At 37.6% G+C, this 22,041-nt stretch carries 14 protein-coding genes, 4 pseudogenes and 1 riboswitch; of the genes and pseudogenes, 10 read left to right on the top strand and 8 right to left on the bottom strand.

Annotation, left to right across the window (positions count from 1 at the left end; translation table 11 throughout):
* The first annotated feature begins 46 nt into the window (after positions 1 to 46).
* Positions 47 to 1,361, top strand: a pseudogene (argA, locus tag BMX01_RS03770) (amino-acid N-acetyltransferase).
* 198 nt (positions 1,362 to 1,559) lie between these two features.
* Positions 1,560 to 4,163 carry a type I DNA topoisomerase gene (topA, locus tag BMX01_RS03765; RefSeq protein WP_064081851.1) on the top strand — a complete coding sequence of 868 codons (2,604 nt, stop codon included), beginning with the start codon at positions 1,560 to 1,562 and terminating at the stop codon, positions 4,161 to 4,163.
* 35 nt (positions 4,164 to 4,198) lie between these two features.
* Here topA and BMX01_RS03760 read toward each other — a convergent pair whose 3' ends face one another.
* The 6 genes from BMX01_RS03760 to moaA form a co-directional block, all read right to left on the bottom strand.
* Positions 4,199 to 5,995 (bottom strand): GNAT family N-acetyltransferase, encoded by a 1,797-nt coding sequence (locus tag BMX01_RS03760; RefSeq protein WP_064081852.1) that lies wholly within the window; start codon positions 5,993 to 5,995, stop codon positions 4,199 to 4,201.
* A 10-nt stretch (positions 5,996 to 6,005) separates the two neighbouring features.
* Positions 6,006 to 6,482 carry an rRNA maturation RNase YbeY gene (gene ybeY, locus BMX01_RS03755; protein WP_064081853.1) on the bottom strand — a complete coding sequence of 159 codons (477 nt, stop codon included), beginning with the start codon at positions 6,480 to 6,482 and terminating at the stop codon, positions 6,006 to 6,008.
* 83 nt (positions 6,483 to 6,565) lie between these two features.
* Positions 6,566 to 7,021, bottom strand: a complete 456-nt coding sequence (gene moaE / locus BMX01_RS03750; RefSeq protein ID WP_064081854.1) for a molybdopterin synthase catalytic subunit MoaE — start codon at positions 7,019 to 7,021, stop codon at positions 6,566 to 6,568.
* Between the two features lies 1 nt (position 7,022).
* Positions 7,023 to 7,268, bottom strand: coding sequence for a molybdopterin synthase sulfur carrier subunit (gene moaD / locus BMX01_RS03745; RefSeq protein WP_064081855.1), 246 nt, complete (start codon positions 7,266 to 7,268; stop codon positions 7,023 to 7,025).
* Between the two features lie 25 nt (positions 7,269 to 7,293).
* A complete protein-coding gene (moaC, locus tag BMX01_RS03740) occupies positions 7,294 to 7,770 on the bottom strand; it encodes a cyclic pyranopterin monophosphate synthase MoaC (RefSeq protein ID WP_064081856.1) in 477 nt (158 codons plus the stop codon).
* A gap of 63 nt (positions 7,771 to 7,833) precedes the next feature.
* Complete coding sequence (moaA, locus tag BMX01_RS03735) at positions 7,834 to 8,856, bottom strand: GTP 3',8-cyclase MoaA (RefSeq protein ID WP_064083294.1); 1,023 nt, start codon at positions 8,854 to 8,856, stop codon at positions 7,834 to 7,836.
* A riboswitch (molybdenum cofactor riboswitch) is annotated at positions 8,845 to 8,999 on the bottom strand. (Overlaps the previous gene by 12 nt.)
* Before the next feature lie 95 nt (positions 9,000 to 9,094).
* Here moaA and BMX01_RS03730 point away from each other — a divergent pair.
* The 7 genes and pseudogenes from BMX01_RS03730 to BMX01_RS03690 all read left to right on the top strand — a co-directional run.
* Positions 9,095 to 9,862 (top strand): annotated as a pseudogene (locus tag BMX01_RS03730) (NapC/NirT family cytochrome c); the annotation flags it as partial.
* Positions 9,855 to 11,998 (top strand): annotated as a pseudogene (locus tag BMX01_RS07995) (molybdopterin guanine dinucleotide-containing S/N-oxide reductase); the annotation flags it as partial. The pseudogenes BMX01_RS03730 and BMX01_RS07995, both read left to right, overlap by 8 nt.
* Positions 11,999 to 12,226: 228 nt before the next feature.
* Positions 12,227 to 13,312: a 23S rRNA (cytidine(2498)-2'-O)-methyltransferase RlmM gene (gene rlmM / locus BMX01_RS03710; protein WP_064081858.1), complete on the top strand. Its 1,086-nt coding sequence runs from the start codon at positions 12,227 to 12,229 to the stop codon at positions 13,310 to 13,312.
* Between the two features lie 59 nt (positions 13,313 to 13,371).
* On the top strand, positions 13,372 to 14,184 hold the full coding sequence (gene dapB / locus BMX01_RS03705; protein ID WP_064081859.1) for a 4-hydroxy-tetrahydrodipicolinate reductase: 813 nt from the start codon (positions 13,372 to 13,374) through the stop codon (positions 14,182 to 14,184).
* Between the two features lie 78 nt (positions 14,185 to 14,262).
* Positions 14,263 to 14,802: a hypoxanthine phosphoribosyltransferase gene (gene hpt, locus BMX01_RS03700; protein ID WP_064081860.1), complete on the top strand. Its 540-nt coding sequence runs from the start codon at positions 14,263 to 14,265 to the stop codon at positions 14,800 to 14,802.
* Positions 14,803 to 14,902: 100 nt separating this feature from the next.
* On the top strand, positions 14,903 to 17,035 hold the full coding sequence (locus BMX01_RS03695; RefSeq protein ID WP_064081861.1) for a transglycosylase SLT domain-containing protein: 2,133 nt from the start codon (positions 14,903 to 14,905) through the stop codon (positions 17,033 to 17,035).
* 106 nt (positions 17,036 to 17,141) lie between these two features.
* A pseudogene (locus tag BMX01_RS03690) lies at positions 17,142 to 18,514 on the top strand (MFS transporter).
* A 250-nt stretch (positions 18,515 to 18,764) separates the two neighbouring features.
* Here the strand turns inward: BMX01_RS03690 and glnS are convergent.
* Together glnS and efp are read right to left on the bottom strand one after the other, a co-directional pair.
* Complete coding sequence (gene glnS / locus BMX01_RS03685; protein WP_064081862.1) at positions 18,765 to 20,435, bottom strand: glutamine--tRNA ligase; 1,671 nt, start codon at positions 20,433 to 20,435, stop codon at positions 18,765 to 18,767.
* A gap of 300 nt (positions 20,436 to 20,735) precedes the next feature.
* Positions 20,736 to 21,302 carry an elongation factor P gene (gene efp / locus BMX01_RS03680; protein WP_010945263.1) on the bottom strand — a complete coding sequence of 189 codons (567 nt, stop codon included), beginning with the start codon at positions 21,300 to 21,302 and terminating at the stop codon, positions 20,736 to 20,738.
* 151 nt (positions 21,303 to 21,453) lie between these two features.
* On the opposite strand from efp, the gene BMX01_RS03675 reads away from it, so the two are divergent.
* Positions 21,454 to 22,026: a hypothetical protein gene (locus BMX01_RS03675; protein WP_064083293.1), complete on the top strand. Its 573-nt coding sequence runs from the start codon at positions 21,454 to 21,456 to the stop codon at positions 22,024 to 22,026.
* The last annotated feature ends 15 nt before the right edge of the window (positions 22,027 to 22,041 follow it).

Here is a 22,041-nt window from a genome sequence, read left to right as displayed (position 1 = left end):
TTTAGTGATGTGAATTGAGATAAAGATCATAAAAAGGATCCAGAATATGCGTAATACAGAATTAATTGAATGGTTCAGGCAATCAGCGCCATACGTTAATATGCACAGACATAAAACTTTTGTCATTATGCTTGATGGTAACGCAACTGCACATCCAAATTTTATTAATATTACCAACGATATTAGTTTATTACATAGTTTAGGGATTAAGTTAGTAATCGTATTTGGGGCCCGTTGTCAAATTGAAAACTTGTTAAAGCAAAATAATATTTCTTCAAGTTATCATCATAATATTCGTGTGACAGACAGCAATATGCTTGAAATCATTAAACAAGCTGTGGGTAGCTTACATTATGATATTTTCTCCCGCTTATCGCTTAGGTTAGCCCATTCACCGGTGCTGAATGTAGTCAGCAGTAATGCTATTCTTGCCCAACCGCTTGGCGTGATTGATGGCGTAGATTATGGCTTGAGTGGTAAAATTAGACGGATTAATATTGAGGCCATTCAACAGCAATTAGCGCAAAATGCAATTGTCGTGATTGGTCCAATAGCGCCATCAGTAACTGGCCAAATGTTTAATTTGTCGTTTGAAGAAATTGCGACTCAATTAGCCATCAAACTTAAAGCAGATAAATTAATAGCCTTTTGTGACCGCCAAGGATTACTAGACGAACAGGGTAAGGTCATTTCAGATATTCACCCGCGTGAAGCCAAACAACATTTAAAAAGATTTATTCAGCAAGGTGATTATCACCATTCTGCCGCACATTTTTTACAAGCGGCGATAGATGTTTGCCATGCTGGCATTAAACGTTCACATTTAATCAGTTATCAAACGGATGGTTCTTTGTTGCAAGAGTTATTTTCACGTGATGGCGTTGGCACCCAGTTATCCGAAGCAAGCTCAGAATGTATTCTGACTTGCCACATCATTTGATATTGCTGGCTTATTGAATTTAATTCGCCCGTTAGAGGATCAAGGCCTTTTAGTCAAACGTTCACGTGAACAATTAGAAATGGAAATTAGCCAATATACGATTATTGAACGTGATGGTATTGTAATTGCTTGCGCAGCTTTGATACATTATCCCGCTGAGAAAATGGCAGAAATGGCTTGTGTTGCCGTACATCCTGATTATCGTGATTCTGCGAGAGGTGATATTTTACTAGAAGCGATTAGACGACGCGCCTATAAATTGAATATTGAAAAATTATTTGTATTAACTACCCACACAATACAATGGTTTCAAGAACGAGGTTTTGTGCAAATACAACCAACGGATTTACCCGTTGAAAAACAACGCCATTATAATTATCAACGTATGTCAAAAGTATTAATGTTGGCATTGGATAATTAGTATTTTATTGTAACCCATAACCATTATTGGCGATGAGTGCGTATTTAGTTTATCCATTTTCTTTATCTATATATTGTATTTTAGCGAGATGCTTGCTATTGTTGCCGGTATTTTGAGTCAATTAGTATTAAATATCAACTAATAAGAAATTATCTTATAAATTTCTTTAATCATTATTTTATTTGTGGATAGTCATTAATGGGAAAATCATTAGTCATCGTTGAGTCGCCAGCTAAAGCTAAAACGATTAATAAGTACTTAGGCAGCGATTATATAGTGAAGTCGAGTGTTGGACATATTCGCGATTTACCAAAAAGCGGTAGTGAAAAAGCGGAAAAAGTCAAACCAATCTCAACTAAAGGTTTAACAGCCGATCAGAAAGCAAAAGTAAAAGCGGATAAAGCGCGAGCGGCATTAGTTAAACGGATGGGCATTGATCCATATCACGATTGGAAAGCAAATTATCAAATTCTACCGGATAAAGATAAAGTGGTTTCCGAATTGAAATCCTTAGCTAAAAAAGCCGACCATATTTATCTTGCGACCGACTTGGATAGAGAAGGGGAGGCAATTGCTTGGCATTTGCGTGAAGTGATTGGCGGTAAAGAAGAGCATTTTAGTCGAGTTGTTTTTAATGAAATCACTAGAAATGCCATTCAAAAAGCATTCCAAAAGCCAGAACAGCTCAATTTAGATCGTGTTAATGCACAGCAAACTCGGCGATTTTTAGATCGTATCGTCGGTTTTATGGTATCGCCATTGCTATGGAAAAAAGTAGCTAGAGGCTTATCTGCAGGCCGTGTTCAATCGGTTGCAGTGAAATTACTCGTTGAGCGTGAACGTGAAATTAAAGCGTTTCAACCGGAAGAATATTGGGATATTTTAGCCAATACGTTAGCTGAAAATGGCAGATTGCCATTAGCCTTAACAAGCTATAAAGGCAAAAAGTTTGTGGCAAAAAACCAGACTGAAGCAGATAATGCGGTAAAAGCGTTACAATGTTGCGAATTTTTTGTGTCGGATATTGATAAAAAACCCACATCCTCTAAAGCGAATGCACCTTTTATTACGTCAACACTGCAACAAACAGCCAGCACACGCTTAAGTTTTGGGGTAAAGAAAACAATGATGTTAGCACAGCGTCTATATGAAGCGGGCTACATTACTTATATGCGTACAGATTCAATAAATTTAAGTCAAGATGCATTAACAATGGTACGAGAGTATGTTGAAAACCACTTTGGTACAGACTATTTGCCAGCCAAGCCAAATTTCTACTCAAGTAAGGAAAACGCACAAGAAGCACACGAAGCCATTCGCCCTTCAGATGTTAGGGTAAAAATGAGTGATCTTAAAGGAATGGAAAAAGATGCTGAACGTTTATATGATTTAATTTGGCGTCGCTTTGTCGCGTGTCAAATGCCCCCTGCAAGATATGATTCGACCAGTTTAACTATTACGGCTGGCGACTATGAATTAAAAGCAAAAGGGCGTGTATTACGCTTTGATGGTTGGACGAAAGTATTACCTATACAAGGAAAAACGGCAGAAGATCAAGAATTACCAGCCGTGATGTTGAATGAAAAATTAACACTAGCAGAAATAATCCCTAGCCAACATTTTACGAAACCACCTGCGCATTTCAGTGAAGCCGCGTTAGTTAAAGAGCTTGAAAAACGTGGTATTGGCCGTCCTTCAACGTATGCGACCATTATTTCGACCATTCAAGAACGAGGTTATGTGCGTACTGAAAACCGGCGTTTTTATGCGGAGAAAATGGGGGAAATTGTTACTGATCGGTTAGATGAATCCTTTAGTGATTTAATGAATTACGATTTCACCGCTAATATGGAAGAAACCTTAGATCAGATCGCCAAGGGTAATAAAAATTGGAAAGAGGCGTTAAATAGCTTCTTTAGTGATTTTTCTGAACAATTGAGCAAAGCAGAATTAGATGAGCTTGAAGGTGGAATGAAGCCAAATAGCTTAGTTGTGACGGATATAGATTGTCCAACTTGTGCAAGAAAAATGGCGATTCGTACTGCTTCTACAGGTGTCTTTTTAGGTTGTACAGGCTATTCATTACCGCCTAAAGAACGTTGTAAAACGACAATGAACCTAATTTTAGAAGCGGAATTATTTAATGTACTTGATGAAGAATCTGAAGCAAAAGCATTATTAGCGCGCAAACGTTGTCCTAAATGCGGTTCTGCAATGGATAGCTATATTATTGATTCAACACGAAAATTACATATTTGTGGTAATAATCCAAATTGTGATGGCCATATTGTTGAGCAAGGAAGCTTCAAAATAAAAGGCTATGATGGGCCTATTGTTGAATGTGATAAATGCGGTGCAGATATGCACCTAAAATTAGGTCGTTTTGGTAAATATATGGCCTGTACTGCTTGCGATAATACCCGTAAAATTTTAAAAAATGGTGAAGTTGCTCCACCACGTGAAGAACCAACACATTTCCCTGAATTGAAATGTGAAAAATCAGATGCTTATTTTGTGTTACGTGATGGTGCTAGTGGGGTATTTATGTCTGCACATAACTTCCCTAAATCACGAGAAACGCGTGCACCCAAAGTCGCTGAGTTAGCGTTATACCGTGATCGATTACCTGCTAAATTGCAATATTTAGCAGATGCGCCACAGCAAGATCCAGAGGGTAATCAAGCTATTATTCGCTTTAGCCGTAAAGAGAAACGTCAATATGTGACCTCAGAAAAAGAGGGAAAAGCAACAAAATGGATTGTTGATTTTATTGATGGAAAATGGTTAGAACGACATAAATAATCTGGCATAAAAAAGCGAGTTTATACTCGCTTTTTTTATTGTATAAATGGCCGAATGGCTATTCTGCATTGTTGGATCCACACTTTTTGATTAGCGGGATAACGATGAGTAAACAGTGGGGCTAGGATCGTTAATTGCGCTTGATGTGTTATGTAAAGCCGTTTTAGGCTAGTATAACAATTGGCTAATGAGCGTTGTGCAAAAGCAAAGCCATGCAAATTTTGCCAATCATCTTGATTCATTTCATTTTCTACGTGTGCTGGAATAGCTAAGCAGTTTTTTAAAGTGGGATAGAAAGGCTGTAATGCTAAATCTCGTTCAAATTGTTTTACTGCTTTAGTTACAAATTGTTTACCCTGTTGGGAAAGTGGATAGAGCATCATTGCACTATGATAGCCGCTACTAGCTTCTTTGGTTGGAGTAATTTGTACTAGTTGAAAGCCATTGCGCCGCCAAAACGTAAGTAAGTGTAGTGTAATGCCAAAACTAACGGAAATAAAATCAAGCGGTCTGTTTTTGTTATTTTTTTGCATTTTTTGCATAAAGTCATTGACAAGTTGGCTTCCTATGCCTTGATTTTGCAAATCAGGTTGAACCGCAATTCGTGAAATACGGATTGATTTTAATTGGCAAGCCTCAATTAGATTGCCTTGACAACATAAATATTGTGCCACTAAATTCCCTGCGGGACGCCGTTTGCTTGCCCAAATCGCTTCAGCTAGATCTTGGGATAATTCACCTTCTTTTACCGCCCAAATGCCAGCCATTAAGCGCTGATTTTTATCATAACATTGATGAAAAAGTTGTTGGTCAGCATCGAATAAACGGCGTAAATCGGTTGCGGTCGTTTTATAGTGAGCGTTGGCTAATAAATGATAGAATTGGCTATTTTGATCGAGGGGAATTAGTTCATCATTCAGTAATAGCAATTCATTCGTAAATTGTTCTAATCGATCGTGATTAGACCAACGTAATGGTTGGAAAAGTTGCCATTCTTTAGTGGTGCGATGGAGTTGTTTTACTAATTTTAGTTTGAAACCTCGTCCAGTACCTTCGTAATTTTGAGTTGTGGTGGTTAGGATAACTTTTTTAAAATAGTTACCTAACTGTTGTAAAATCGGCAAGGGTATGCAAGCGGCTTCGTCTATAAAGAGTAAATGATCAGCTGATATTTGCTTTGTTTCAATCAGGTTTAATAGTTTATCGGGCGCAAAGAACGGAATATTTATGCTCGCAGTTTGTAATATTTTTTGTATGCTAGAACTACGATGCGCAGTTAAAATCACTTGCTCAGTTTTAGCAAATTGTTCGGCTAGTTTTCCCGCTAATGTTGATTTTCCTCGCCCACGTGCTGCCGTGATGATGTGAATTTCGGCAGGATCAAGCGGTAGTTTTTGCAAAATATTTTGCTGTTCATCGGTAAATTGTATTAATTTAGTCGGATAACTAGAGGCTGTTTTTATGAATGGTTGCTGGGGGCGAGAAGTAACTTCAAAGCCAAATTTGTTGATTAATCTTTTAAAGTGTTGAAAAAAGTGTGGGCAAGCAATCGCAACACCGCCATTCCAGCGAATTGCATCAACATCAATTTGTTGTTCGACTGAATGCCAATTGGGGCAAATGAGGTAGAGCGTGCCATTTTCTTGGATAGTGCCAACGATAATAGCAAAGGCCTCTAAATTGAAGCAAATTCCATTTTCTGACCGCATATCATAGAGCGCAAAAGGGTATTCTTGGCCGAGGAATTGTTTTGCTTTGCTGAAGTTTTGGCTGTTGAGCAGAACGCCACCTTGAGTCGGTGGCATTGTTGAAAGAATGACTAACTGGCGCATTATTCTGCAATTATTTTTCAGCTAAATAAGGATCTTGAAAGCCAAGTTGTTGCATAATATCACTTTCTAATCCTTCCATTTGTTCTGCTTCGTGTTCATCGATATGATCATAGCCAAGTAAATGTAGGGTGCCGTGAACAGTTAAGTGGGCCCAATGAGCATCAAGGGAAACCTTTTGTTCTAGGGCTTCTTTCTCGACTATTTGGCGACAAATAATTAAATCGCCTAGTAACGGTAATTCAATCCCTTCAGGCACTTCGAAAGGGAAAGATAACACATTGGTTGGTTTATCTTTACCACGGTAAGTCAAGTTTAAATGATGGCTTTCAGCCTCATCAACAATCCGAATAGTTAATTCAGTAAGTGGGATATTGCTAGTTTGTGCTTCATAAGTTAAAGCGTGCTTGACCCAATCGCTAAACTGTTGTGCGCTAGGTAAGCCTTGGCTATTTTCAGAGGCAATTTGTAGATCAATGATAGGATTCATATAATTTAGTAAAATAATGATAAAAGTTCATTTTAACAAAAACAACTTGATAAAAGATACTAAGATGCAGTGAATGGATTGCCTTATCGCCATTTTTCTAGTTGTTGTTCATCACTTTCACGGCTTTCAATCCAACGCTCTCCCTCAGCAGTTGTTTCACGTTTCCAAAAAGGTGCTTTAGTTTTGAGATAGTCCATAATAAATTCGTTTGCTAGATAAGCATCGCCTCGATGTGCTGAGCTAACACCTACTAATACAATTTCATCATCTGTGTGTAATTGTCCGATCCGATGAATCACGGCGATACGTTGTAACTCCCACCGTTGGCGTGCCTGATTGACAATTTCTTGTAATGCTTTTTTAGTCATTGCAGGATAGTGCTCTAAATATAAACCAGAGATATTGTCGCCTAAATTCATTTCCCGTACTTTTCCAACAAATATAGTGGTTGCACCCACACTATGTGGCTCACTTAACCACTGATAAATGGCGTGCTGATCAAAAGGTGCTTGTTGTACTTCAATAACACTTTGTTGCATACTAACCTCCGGTTACTGGCGGAAAAAAGGCAATTTCATCACCTGCGTTAATCTGGCTATCAAGCGGTAAAATTTTTTGATTAATCGCCACTAATAACTTGTCTTTTTCTAATGCCAATTGCCATTTTTTCCCTTGTTGGCTTAAATGTACACGCAATTGTTCAGCGGTGGCAAATTCAGCCGATAGCTGTAATTTTTCGGTATTGACTAATTCTCTCACTTGAGCAAAAAATAAAACTGTAATCATATATTTCCTTATGCTTTTTTCAACATTATACCGCGTTGAAATTACCTGATTTGCCATCACTTTTATGTAATAGGCGTATATTTTCAATGAGTATATCTTTTTGGACCGCTTTACACATATCATAGATGGTCAATGCCGCCACGCTTACAGCAGTAAGTGCTTCCATTTCAACGCCAGTTTTACCGCTTAGTTTACATAATGATTCAATTCGTACTTGATTAGTTGCGGTTAATACTTCTAATTGAATTTCAATCTTTGACAGTAATAATGGGTGGCAGAGTGGAATTAATTCCCAAGTTCGTTTCGCTGCTTGAATACCTGCAATACGGGCGGTTGCAAATACATCACCTTTGTGATGATTGCCTGAAATAATCATTTGTAATGTTTCACTGTTCATTGTTACAAATGCTTCGGCGCTTGCTGTGCGAATAGTGTCTTGTTTGATTGAAACGTCAACCATGTTGGCTTCGCCATTCGTGTTGATATGTGTAAATTGATGCATATATTCTTTCCAAAAGTAAAAATCAGTTAATAATAGACCGCTTATTAGGGCTATTATTGCTGTTTAACCACCAATTGAAGCAAGGTTATTGCGTATACCGCTATTACCAATATGTAAATAGTGGTGTTCACGTTTAGTTTGTAAGGCAGATTTTAATCGTGCGGCTAATTGAGGTTGTTGTTCATCACTCAATAAAAGATCACGTAAATCAAGCCCTTCTTCACCAAATAAACAAAGATGTAATTTGCCGGTGGCGGAGACTCTGAGCCGATTGCAACTTGCACAAAAGTTTTTTTCATAAGGCATAATTAAGCCTATTTCTCCTTGATAATCAGGGTGTGCTAGCACTTTGGCAGGGCCATCATTGACCGCTTTAGGTTGCAGTCGCCAACCTTCGGCTAATAAGCGTTGCATTACGGTTTGCCCAGATAAATGTTGGGTTTTAAAAAAATTATCCATTTCGCCGGTTTCCATTAGTTCGATAAAGCGCATCTGAATCGGTGTATGTTTAATCCACGCTAAAAACTTATCTAGCTCGGCAGCGGTGTATTGTTTCATTAATACGGCATTTACTTTAATTTTTTTATAACCGAGTTCAAAAGCACGATCAATGCCTTTTAGGATCGATTGTAATTTATTTTCGCCCGTGATCAGCTGAAATTGTCTTGGATCTAAACTATCTACGCTAATATTGAGATCGGTGATACCGACTTGTTGCCATAAATGGATATCACGCTCCATACGATAGCCATTAGTGGTTAATGAGATTTTATGAATGCCTTCTGTTTGTGAAATGGTTTCGACTATTTCTAGAAAGTCTTTACGTAAGGTAGGCTCACCCCCCGTGATTCGGATTTTTTCTGTACCAAGATTAGCAAAAGTGCGTGCAAGCCGTTTAATTTCTACCAAATTAAGAAAATGTTGTTTATGAGATGGTGGTCTGTAGCCATCTGGCAAGCAATAGTTACAACGGAAATTGCATACCTCGGTAATAGATAATCTTAGATAAGTGTATTGACGCTGGAATCGATCAACAAGATTGCATAAGGATGGATCGCCAATAGTTTTAATTGGGATGGTTTGCATAGGACACCTTTCTAAATACGAGAGGAGGTTTGATTTCTCAAAATCCTTTGTAATCAATGATTACTGGCACAGTTTCCATATCTATTATGATTTGCTCAAATTTAATAAGACTTAGGAAAGTAGGCTCGGAGTCTAAAAATAATTATTCTAATAACTTAATAAAATAACGCAATATTATTTTATCAAATTATATATTTATGTGTGATTTTTGTTTTGATTGTATTGTTAAGTTAAATGATTATTAGGTACTCAAGCGGTGCTAAAATCAACGAATTCCACTGAATTTTGTGTGAGTTGCCATTCAATGACTCATCCACAAGCAGAATGGGAAGATAGCGTGCATTTTTCTAATCGAAAAGGGATTCGGGCAGAATGTGCGGATTGCCACATTCCACAAGATAGCTGGCATTATGTTAAAGCAAAAGTGGCAGCAGTTAAAGATGTATGGCATACCTTTGTTACTAATAAAATTCCTGATCAAGAAGCGTATGAAAAACATCGCTTAGAAATGGCACAACGTGTTTGGCAAGATATGAAAGAGACAGATTCTGCTGCTTGTCGAAGTTGCCATAGTTTTGATGCGATGGTATTAGCCGAACAACGCGAAGCGGCACAAAAAATGCATAAAATTGCTCAAGAAACCAACCAAACTTGTATTGATTACCATAAAGGCATTGCGCATTTTATGCCTGAAATGCCTGCAGATAATTCAGCGGCTTTAGGTGAGCTTGCTAAACATGGGGGTAAATTTAATTCAGCAGATAAAGTCTTATATAGCTTAGCCATGACCTCTGCTAAATTAGCAGAAGGCAGTGAAATTCGGTTATTACCTTTTGCTGAATTACATAATTGGCAAGAAGAAGGCGATAAAATCGTAGCCGTGGTTAAAGGTTGGCGACAAGTTGGTGCAGAAGGCGTTATTTATAGTGGATTAGGTCAGCGTATTATGGTGGGTTTGGTTGATGATGCTGCTAAAGATAAATTAACCGTTCATCAAGAAAGACACTTCTTTACGTGGTCGAGATGAATGGGTTCGTATTTCTTGGGATAAAGCCTTTGAATTAGTCAGCGATGAAATAGAAACGTGTGCGTGATACTCATGGCCCAAGTAGTATTTTTGGTGGTTCTTATGGTTGGTATAGTTCAGGTTCATTGCATGCGGCGCGTACTTTGTTACAACGTTATTTAAACGTTACCGGTGGTTTTGTCGGTGTAAAAGGCGATTATTCAACGGGTGCTGCTCAAGTTATTATGCCACACGTACTTGGTACTATTGAAGTTTATGAACAGCAAACTAGCTGGGAAGTGGTATTAGAAAACAGTGACATTGTCGTGTTATGGTCTGCTAACCCATTAAATACATTACGTATTGCATGGACATCAACAGATCAACAAGGTATCGAATACTTTAAAAAATTAAAAGAAAGCGGTAAACGTGTTATCTGTATTGATCCAGTTAAAAGTGAAAGTTACGAATTTTTAGGTGCTGAATGGGTGCCGGTGAATACGGGGACTGATGTTGCCTTAATGCTTGGTATGGCACACACTTTAGTTGCTGAAAATAAACACGATAAAGAATTCCTTAAAAAATACACCACAGGTTATGAAAAATTTGAGGAATATTTGTTCGGAAAAGAAGATAAACAAGTAAAAGATGCTGAATGGGCAAGTAAAATTTGTGGCGTACCTGCTGAGGTTATTAAACAATTAGCTTTAGATTTCCAAAGCAAACGAACAATGTTAATGACCGGTTGGGGGATTCAACGCCAACGCCATGGTGAGCAAAGTTACTGGATGGTCGTAACACTTGCCTCAATGTTAGGTCAAATTGGTTTACCGGGTGGTGGATTTGGTTTTAGTTATCATTATTCAAATGGCGGCGCACCAACAGCAACCGGTGGTATTTTAGGTTCAATTTCTGCTAATCCATCAGCTGATGCAGGGGCTAAAACTTGGTTAGATGAAACATCTAAATATTCATTCCCTGTAGCACGAATTTCTGATGCATTGTTAAATCCGGGTAAAAAGATTGATTACAATGGTACAACTGTTACTTATCCAGATATTAAAGTTGTTTGGTGGGCGGGCGGTAACCCATTTACCCATCATCAAAATACTAACCTGTGAGTGAAAGCGTGGCAGAAACCATTATTATTAATGAATGCCATTGGACACCAACAGCACGTATGGCAGATATTGTATTCCCTGTAACTACTAGTTATGAACGCAATGACTTAACCATGTCCGGTGATTATTCAATGATGAATATCTTCCCGATGAAACAGGTCATTGAACCACAGTTTGAAGCTAAGAATGATTATGATATTTTTGCTGAATTAGCTAAGTGCGCAGGTAAAGAAGCGGAATTTACTGAAGGCAAATCAGAAATGGATTGGTTAAAATCATTCTATCAAACCGCATTTGACGCAGCGCGTAAAAATAGAGTGATTATGCCTAAATTTGAACAATTTTGGGCAGATAATAAACCATTAACATTTAAAGCATCTGAAAAGGCGAAAAAATGGGTACGTTATCAAGAATTCCGTCAAGATCCATTATTAAATCCATTAGGTACGCCATCAGGTAAAATTGAGATTTTCTCTGATGTGGTAGCAAAAATGAATTATGACGACTGTAAAGGCCACCCAATGTGGATGGAACACGAGGAATTTTCAGGTAAAACAACCGCAGAAGAACCGCTTGCTTTAGTAACACCGCATTCCAAATATCGTTTACATAGTCAATTAGCTTATACTTCCTTGCGTAAACTTTATGCAGTAAATGATCGTGAGCCTGCCTTAATTCATACAGAAGATGCGGCTGCACGTGGCATTGCAAATGGTGATATTGTCCGCATTTTCAATAAACGTGGTCAAGTATTAGCGGGCGCAGTGGTAACATATGGCATAATTAAAGGCACTATCGCATTGCATGAAGGTGCTTGGTATGACCCAATGGATCTAGGAACCGCAGATAAACCATTGTGTAAAAATGGTAACCAAATGTATTAACGCGTGATGAAGGTACCTCAAAATTAGCTCAAGGTAACTCACCAAATACAGCAACAGTGCAGGTTGAAAAATTCACCGGCCAAGCACCTGAAGTGACTGTTTTTACAGAACCTAAATATACACAAGTATAAGTAATACACTTATTCACTTGAACTTATTAAAAAATCCTCTGAAATATTAATTTTAGGGGATTTTTATGTTTTATGCGGTCTGATTTAACGACTTTTTGCAAAAAATATCAGAAAGAAACCGCTTGTGTTATGATAGTCGACATTGTGGTTTAAAGAATGAGATATTTAATCGCTTAAAGATGACCTAGCGTGCTTAACACGTTATACTAATCTTTTTATTTGAAAATTATGAATAAACTTGCTTTATATTGTCGTGCCGGTTTTGAGAAAGAACTTGCGGGTGAAATAACTGATAAAGCTGCTCAGTTAGGTGTTTTGGGTTTTGTTAATTTAACAGAGCAGAGTGGCTATGTTATTTTTGAATGTTATCAAGCAAACGAGGCAGATCGTTTAGCCCGTGAGATAAAATTCGAACAGTTAATTTTTGCTCGTCAAATGATTGTAGTGGGGGAGTTATTAGAAGACTTACCCACGGCTGATCGTATTTCACCGATTATTGCACAATATAAAACACTGCAACCAAAACATAGCTCAGCGCTTTTGGTGGAAACACCTGATACTAATGAAGCTAAAGCGTTGTTAACATTTTGTCGTAAATTTACTGTGCCGTTACGTAATAGCCTAAGGCAAGAAGGTTGGTTAACTTCTTCTGACAATGTAAAAGACTGTATTAGTTTACATATTTTGTTTATTCGTCCTGGTTGTTGTTATGTTGGTTATGCCTATAATCACAATAAATTACCATTTTTTATGGGTATTCCTCGTCTAAAATTTCCTAGTGATGCACCTAGTCGCTCTACACTCAAGCTAGAAGAAGCCATTTTAACGTTTATTCCTATCAATCAGGAAAAAAAGCGGTTTAATGAACAAATGAAAGGTGTCGATTTAGGAGCCTGTCCGGGAGGCTGGACTTATCAATTAGTCAAACGAGGGTTATTTGTTTATGCGGTCGATCATGGCAAAATCGCCGCAACTTTACACGAAACCGGGCGGATAGAACATTGTATTGAAGATGGCTTTAAATTCCAACCGCCTAAATTGAAGCAGATGGATTGGTTGGTGTGTGATATGGTAGAACGACCTATGCGGATCAGTCAATTAATCGGCAAATGGTTAATGAATGGCTGGTGTCGAGAAACGATTTTCAACTTAAAATTACCGATGAAAAAACGTTATCATGAAGTTCAACTATGTTTAGCTTATTTAGAAGAACAACTGACTAAACAAGGGCTTTGCTTTAAATTACAGGCTAAACATCTTTACCACGATCGTGAAGAGATCACCGTGCATATTGTTATTATGGGTAAAAAATAGCGTATAGTATAGGCAAGCGCTTAAGTTTAGATACATGCTATCAAGATAAGGGGAAAAGGATAATGTTAAGAATTGCGATTGTGGGCGCGGGTGGTCGTATGGGGCGTAATTTAATTCGAGCGGTTCAACAAACCGAAGGCTTGAGTTTAACGGCTGCTTTTGAACGGGAAGGCTCTAGCTTAATTGGCACAGATGCGGGGGAGCTTGTAGGGATTTCTCCTCTTGGCATCACAATTAGTGCGTGTTTGGCAGAAAAAACCGCTGATTTTGACGTGCTAATTGATTTTACTCGACCTGAGGCGACACTAGAGTATCTGAAATTCTGTTTAGCCAATGATAAAAAAATCGTGATTGGTACAACCGGTTTTGATGAAAATGGCAAACAAGCTATTAAACAAGCCTCACAAAAAATAGCGATTGTTTTTGCTTCTAATTATAGTGTGGGCGTTAATCTTGTATTCAAATTACTTGAAAAAGCGGCTAAAGTGATGGGAAATTATTGCGATATTGAGATTATTGAAGCCCATCATAAACATAAAGTTGATGCGCCATCAGGGACGGCATTATCAATGGGCGAACATATTGCGAAAACATTAGGTCGTGATTTAAAAACGGATGCAGTGTTTGAACGATACGGCATTATGGATGAACGGCAAGCTAATCAGATTGTTTTTGCAACGATTCGAGCAGGTGATATAGTGGGCGAACATTCTGTTTGGTTTGTTGATGAAGGTGAGCGGGTTGAAATTAGCCATAAAGCCACAAGCCGAATGACCTTTGCCAAAGGCGCAGTGTGTGCAGCACAATGGTTAGCCAATCAACCGCAAGGTTTGTTTGATATGACGAATGTATTAGCATTAGATCAGCTTTAACCTCTCATTTATTTTACTATTATTTAGCGGGCATTATCCGTAGAATGAATTACTATTTTATCTTTGAAAGAGACTTTTATGAAAAAACATCATATTGAATCACTTATTTCACGTAAAGAAGTTCAAACACGTATTGCAGAATTAGCTGAACAAATTAATAACCATTATCAGCAAACAAATTGTCAGAATTTAGTCGTAGTTGGATTATTACGGGGTTCTTTTATGTTTATGGCGGATCTTGTTCGTTTAATTGATATACCGGTAGAAATTGATTTTATGACCGTGTCTAGTTATGGTTCTAGCACAGAATCCTCGTGTGATGTGAAAATTTTAAAAGATTTAGAGGGTGAAATTAACGGCAAAGATGTGTTAATTGTAGAAGATATTATTGATACAGGCTTTACGCTTAATAAAGTTCGCGACATTTTACGTTTGCGTGATCCACGTTCAGTCTCAATTTGTACATTATTAGATAAACCGTCTCGCAGAGAAGTCGCTGTGCCGGTTGAATGGGTTGGTTTTGCTATTCCAGATGAGTTTGTTGTAGGTTATGGTATTGATTATGCACAAAAATATCGTAACTTAGACTTTATTGGTAAAGTTGTGATGGATGAATAATCTTTACATAAAATTGAATGAATCATACCGCTTGTAGGAAACTTCAGGCGGTTTTTTCTGCCTAAATTGATTAAAGAAAAAGAATAAGTTGGATAATATTATGTGGAATAAGACATTATTAACATTAGCTATGATTAGCCCTTTTGCTGTTGCGACACATTCGCATATTGATAAAAAAGCACACATAAAAACATATAGTGAGGCAGACGTAAAACAACTTGAAGCAGAGTGGCAAGCCAAATTTGCCCATCAATTACAGACTAAACAAAAACAACACACCGCACGACTACAACAACGAGAATATTTTCTGCAAATAGAATCTATTTTAAAAGCAGCTAGCGCACAAAAGCAATTAACCGCTGAAGCCTTATATCTCAGTAAAAAGTTAATAGATGTGTTAGGCGATTATCCATTAAAAGTTGATGCTGAGTGGTTATTGCTCAATACTAAACTCTCGTTAGAGCAAGCAACAGATGAAGATTTACAGGCTTTCAAGCAAAAATATCCGGACTCACCTTATCAAACGCGCTTAAATCAATTGATGTTTGAGCGTTTATATCAGCAACAAAAATTTTCAGCATTATTAGCTCATGCGAAAACCATTGCACCGGAAAATGCTGATAATCAATGCCGTGTTTTTTCTGCGCAATATCAGCAATTTATGGCACAACAACAGAATAAAGAAGCTCAGCAAGACAGTAAAAAAACGATTTGGTTAGCCACTATGATGCAGGATTTATTGGCACAATTTGAGAAAATGTGGTTAAAGACAGCAGAATTACCACAGCATTGTGCGGATATTGAACAATATTGGCGGGATCAAGGTAGAAAAACCGATGAGAATATCAGATTAAAAGCGGTTGAATTAGCTAAGCAAAATGCTAAAAAAGGTTTTGAAATTTTGGATCAACATCATCAAAATTCGGAGTTAAGCGATTGGTTGGCAGAAGTCAGCAAATTAACGGCAAATGTCAAATATTTGCCAACTTTTGTTGAAATGCAACCACTTACCGCACCCAATAAAGCGCTTATATTAGCTTTTTTTCCAAAATTTATTAAAACCCTTTCAGAAACATTAGCACAACCTAACTTTGATACTTATCAAGCATGGGCAGATAAATGGCAGTTAAGCACGAATGAACTGCGGGAGTGGAAAATTGCGTTTATTAGTCGTTTGTTTGACAATCAAGATCCAAACTTTAATATTTGGCGGGATAAACAACTAGCAGAAATACAAACAGATAGCTTGATTGAACGCCGGATTAGAATGGCACTCTGGCAACAACAACCATTAGCACCATGGTTAGCGTTACTTTCGAGTAAAGCGCAAGAAAAAGCAGAATGGCGTTATTGGTTAGCCAAAACAGAACAAAATCAGCAAAAACAGTTTGATTTATTCACAGCGTTAAGCAAAGAGCGTGGCTTTTATCCGCTATTAGCGGCACAACAATTATCTAAAAGTTATACAGTTAAATTACCAACTGCGACGGCACTTACTCAACAACAGTTAGCGGAATTTCAACCAAAGTTAGATTATATTAGTGAATGGAGAGCAATTAATCGGTTTGATAATGCTAAATCCATTTGGTTAGCGTGGTTGAAAACATTATTCTTTGAACAACAATTAGCATTAAGTGATTATGCTAAACAGCAAGATTGGTATGATTTAGCCGTAGAAGCCACGATTCAAGCAAAGGCGTGGGATTATCTCACGTTACGTTTACCACAAGCCTATTCTCAATGGTTCGATCTACATTTAACTGAACAAGGGGTCAGTAAAACCTTTGCAATGGCAATCGCTAGACAAGAAAGTGCTTGGAGCCCACAAGCAAAATCATCAGCAGATGCGATTGGATTAATGCAAATGTTACCCAGTACAGCTAAGTTAACTGCACAAAATCGCGGATTACCATTCACACATAATGCAGATCTACTCGATCCGTTTAAAAATATTATGTTAGGTATTGCACACTTAAATGAACTAAATGAGAAATATCCCAATAATCGTATTTTGATTGCAGCCGCGTATAATGCAGGTGCAAATAGAGTGGATAAATGGTTGGCGCGTAGTAATGGTAAATTAAATATGGCAGAATTTATCGCGGCTATTCCATTTTTTGAAACACGCGGTTATGTACAGAATGTGCTTGCCTATGATTATTATTATCAAATTTTACAAAATCATGCTAATAAAAAAGCCTTTTTAGCGGAAGAATTGAAGCGAAAATACTAATTATTCAATAAGATAAGCAAGAAAAGCCTATAATATTGCAATCTAAGCGGTCGGATTTAGTCAATATTTGATGATGATTTCTGATCGCTTATTTATTTGAGGTTATATGACTAACACATATCATTATAAAGGTTTAGCTTGGATTGCGGCATTAGCACTTTTTATGCAATCGCTAGATGCTACTATTCTTACTACGGCACTTCCTGCGATCTCTGCCAGCCTGAATGAATCCGCCCTTGAAATGCAACTAGCTATTATTAGCTATGCCTTGACGGTTGCAGCGGTTATTCTACTAAGTGGTTGGTTAGCGGATAAATTTGGTGCGTTAATTGTTTTTCGCTTAGCCGTTATTTTATTTGTATTAGGTTCTATCGCCTGTACAATGTCATTTTCACTAGATATGTTAGTCGTGTCCCGTATTTTGCAAGGCATAGGGGGCGCATTAATGATGCCGGTGGCACGTTTAACTATTTTCGCACTGTGCCTAAAACAGAATTAGTCGCAACTTGGAATCTAATGGCAATGGCGGTTGGGCCTATTTTAGGCGGTTGGCTAGTGACCTATATGAGTTGGCATTGGATTTTTCTAATTAATATTCCAATTGGTATGATTGGCGTTGTGATTGCCGGCAAATATATGCCCAATACACGTTATGCATCGCAAAAATTAGATTGGTTTGGCTTTTTATTATTTGAGAGCGGTTTAGTTGGATTAACGTTTGGTTTGGAATTAGTCTCTGAAGATTTAGCTAATGCACTGTCATCCTTTTTGATAATGGGATTAGGCATTAGTCTGATCACATTCTACTGTATTTATGCTAATCGGGTAACGACACCATTATTGCCATTGGCTTTATTTCGGATCCGCACGTTTAGGATTGGTATGATTGCTAATTTATTAGTACGCTTAACTGGTTCAGGTATTCCCTTTTTAATTCCTTTAATGCTACAAGTGGCATTACAACAAAACGCTGCAACTACGGGATGGTTAATGGCGCCGTTAGCAATTAGCTCAATTGTCGTTAAACCATTAGTCACGAAAGCCCTTAATATTTGGGGATATAAAAGATCGTTAATCTTTAGCGCAGTATCACTGACGTTGTCAATTATAGCAATGGGGTGGTTAGATCAAGATACATCGTTTTGGCTATTGGTGATTTTATTAAGTGGCTTTGGTGCTTGCATGTCATTATTATTTACGGCAGTTAATGCTTTAACTGTAGGAGATTTAGACCAAGATAATTCAAATGCGGGTTCAACGATGATGAGTGTAGTTCAACAAGTTGGTATCGGGATCGGTATTGCCGTTTCAGCGGTTATTGGCGATTTATCGAGTTAGTTTAGGCGAAGATGCATTAATCTTAGCATTTCAATACACCTTTTTTCAGCCTGCTTTGGCGTGTTATTAACCGTAGTGGTTGCAATGTTGCATCATAATGACGGTAATCATATGAATCAAAAAAAGCATAATATGAAATAAACAAAAGCGGTCTTTTTTGACCGCTTTTTTCTAGACCAGATTAATTAACTGAAAGGGTTTTGCTTCCAGGTTCATATTTTAAGCCAGAGTGGGATTCTTTCGCACCATTGAAATAGATATCTTTAGATTGTGAACATGCGCTAATGACTAGCATACTCACTACCAATAATACTAATCTTTTCATAATTTTTCCTCAACAAAAGTATTTAAAACAATAAAAATATGATTATTTCTACCGCTTATTTGATAATTATGCCGTAAAACCTTCTTTTAGGCTAACGGTTAAGTTAAAGATTAAGTTATCGGCTGAACCTTCTTTACTGTCTAAACAATAATAGCCTTCCCGTTCAAATTGATAGCCTTGTTCTTTTTGAGCACTTGCCAAATTAACTTCAACAAAACCATGTTTGGCGATTAATGAAGATGGGTTTATCACTGCATTAATATCTTCTTCATCTCCGGGATTTGCTACATTAAACAAGCGGTTATAAATCCGAAATTCAGCAACTTTATTTTGTGTCGCAGAAACCCAATGAATAACGCCTTTGACTTTACGACCGTCTGCAGGGTTTTTGCCTAATGTTTCAGGATCATAACTACAAAAAATAGTAGTAATTTTACCGCTTGCATCTTTTTCAACACGTTCTGCTTTAATAACATAGGCATTGCGTAAACGAACCTCTTTACCTAAGACTAAACGCTTATATTGCTTATTGGCTTCTTCACGGAAATCTGCTTCATCGATATATATTTCACGGGTAAAAGGTAGATCACGCTCGCCTAGCTCTGGCCGATTAGGATGGTTTGGTGCTTTTAATATTTCTGGTTCAGCAACGTTTTCAATAACTACACGTACAGGATTAATTACCGCCATTGCACGCGGAGCATTCTTATTTAAGTCTTCACGAATACAGGCTTCTAACGCAGCGTATTCAACAACATTATCTTGTTTGGTGACGCCAATTCGGCGACAAAATTCACGTAGAGAAGCCGGAGTATAACCGCGTCGACGTAAGCCTGAAATGGTGGGCATACGTGGATCATTCCAACCATCAACAATTCCATCTGTGACTAATTGTAACAATTTACGTTTTGAAGTTAATGTGCCTTCCAAATTTAAGCGTGAAAATTCATATTGATGTGGTAATGGGCGTTCAATCGAAATATTCTCTAATACCCAATCATATAAACGGCGATTATCTTGGAATTCAAGTGTACAAAGTGAGTGCGTAATGCGTTCAATCGCATCTGAAATACAATGTGTGAAATCATACATTGGATAAATACACCATTTATCGCCAGTTTGGTGATGATGTGCAAATTTAACACGGTAAAGAACAGGATCTCGCATTACAATGAAAGGAGAAGCCATATCAATTTTGGCTCTTAAACAAGCGGTACCTTCTTTAAACTCACCATTTTTCATTTTCTCGAATAATGCTAAGTTTTCAGCAATACTGCGGTCGCGATATGGACTATTTTTACCCGCTTCAGTGAGCGTACCACGATATTCGCGCATTTCTTCTTGCGATAGCTCATCAACGTAAGCTAATCCTTTTTCAATTAATTCAATGGCATAGCCATGTAATTGATCAAAATAATCTGAGGCATAGAGTGGCTCACCTTGCCATTTAAAGCCTAACCATTCAACATCTTGTTTAATCGACGCAACATATTCAATGTCTTCTTTAACAGGGTTAGTATCATCAAAACGTAAATTACATTTGCCATGATATTCTCGAGCGATACCAAAGTTTAAACAGATTGATTTAGCGTGGCCGATATGTAAATAACCATTTGGTTCTGGTGGGAAACGAGTATAAACATTATTATGCTTACCACTGGATAAATCTTCATCAATAATATGAGTAATAAAATTGGCCCTAGTTTCAACCTCAGTTGTTAAAGTTTCTTCGCTCATAATTTTCTCTAGTTTTTGAATAAAATAACAGTAAATTCTACACCTTTTAGGTTGCTAGCTCAAGCGGTTAGATTTATGTCGCAATTTACCTATTCACTATATATTTAAGGGGATTAATCGGTGGTATTTTACAATTGCAATTGGCTTATTAGGAATGGAAGTTTGTTACTTAAAATAGGTTGAAATTAAGTAATGGTAATGTATCAAATGAAGCATAAAATAGGATTGAGCTTAAAAAACAAGCGGTTGAGTTTTTGCAAAATTTGTAACAAATTCAACCGCTTTAGGTTGCATTAAAAGTTATTTTACGCGGGAAATATATTCACCTGAACGAGTATCTACTTTAATGATCTCACCAATTTGTACAAATAATGGCACACGAACTACAGCGCCAGTGCTTAATGTAGCGGGTTTACCGCCTGTACCTGCAGTATCACCTTTTAAGCCAGGATCGGTTTCGACTACGGCTAATTCAACAAAGTTTGGTGGAGTAACAGAGATCGCCGCACCATTCCATAAGGTAATGATACATTCAGCTTGATCGACCAACCATTTATCATTATCACCCAATGCTTTTGCATCAACAGAAATTTGTTCAAACGTTTCAGGATGCATAAAGTACCAAAAGTCTTCATCTTTATATGAATATGTGTAGTTATAATCTACCACGTCGGCAGCTTCAACAGAGGTTCCTGATTTGAAGTTAATTTCCAGTACTTTACCCGAAATTAATTTACGAATTTTAGTGCGGGTAAAGGCTTGGCCTTTGCCTGGTTTTACGAATTCGTTTTCAACGATTACACAAGGTTCACCATCTTGAATAAATTTTAAACCCGGTTTGAAGTCATTAGTGCTGTAACTAGCCATTGTTTCCTCAATTATTTAACAATAAATTAACAAAAATTGAACTACCCACTATTGTGGCTTGTCAAAAAAGCCATATAATACAGCAAATAGCGAAAGATCTCTAAAAATTTTTACGCTATAATGTAAAATCGTGATTGATTAAGGAAACCAAATGAAAAAACTTATTACATTTTCAGCTATTATCGCGCTTTCTTTTGCTACACTTGCGGAAGCAAAAGGTGGTCGTTCTATGGGCGGAAGATCATTTTCAGTAACAGGCAAGCCATTAGCGACTAAAAAAGCGCCCGCTACAAAGATGAATCACCAACAAAAAGATGCTACTTTTGCTAACACACCTGCTCAAACACAATCAGCACCAGTATCAGCAAACAATGGTAACCGTTTAGCAAGTTTTGCAACAGGTGCAGCAGCAGGTTATTTATTAAGTGATATGCTTACACCAAATGCACAAGCAAGCCAAACCACTACAACTACGCAAACGGCTAATGAAGCAAATACATCCGCAACACCAGCGGTCGCTTCTGCGCAAAATAATGCAAAAATGGCTGAATTTAAAAGTATTGGCGGTCAAATTGATCCGTATCTAGTTGAGAAAACAGATGGCTATCGTCGCTATTGTATCGCGGGCGTGCAATATTTAGCATCAATGCAGGGCAGTCAATCAGCACCAATTGTAATGGTTAATCCAAACGGCTCTCCGTTACAATGTAACTTATTACCTTAATGTTAAATTGCTGTT

Source organism: [Haemophilus] ducreyi, assembly GCF_900109315.1.
Classification (GTDB): domain Bacteria; phylum Pseudomonadota; class Gammaproteobacteria; order Enterobacterales; family Pasteurellaceae; genus Haemophilus_B; species Haemophilus_B ducreyi.
Note: the sequence above shows the minus strand (reverse complement) of the source record. Positions and strands in the feature narration are given on the sequence as shown.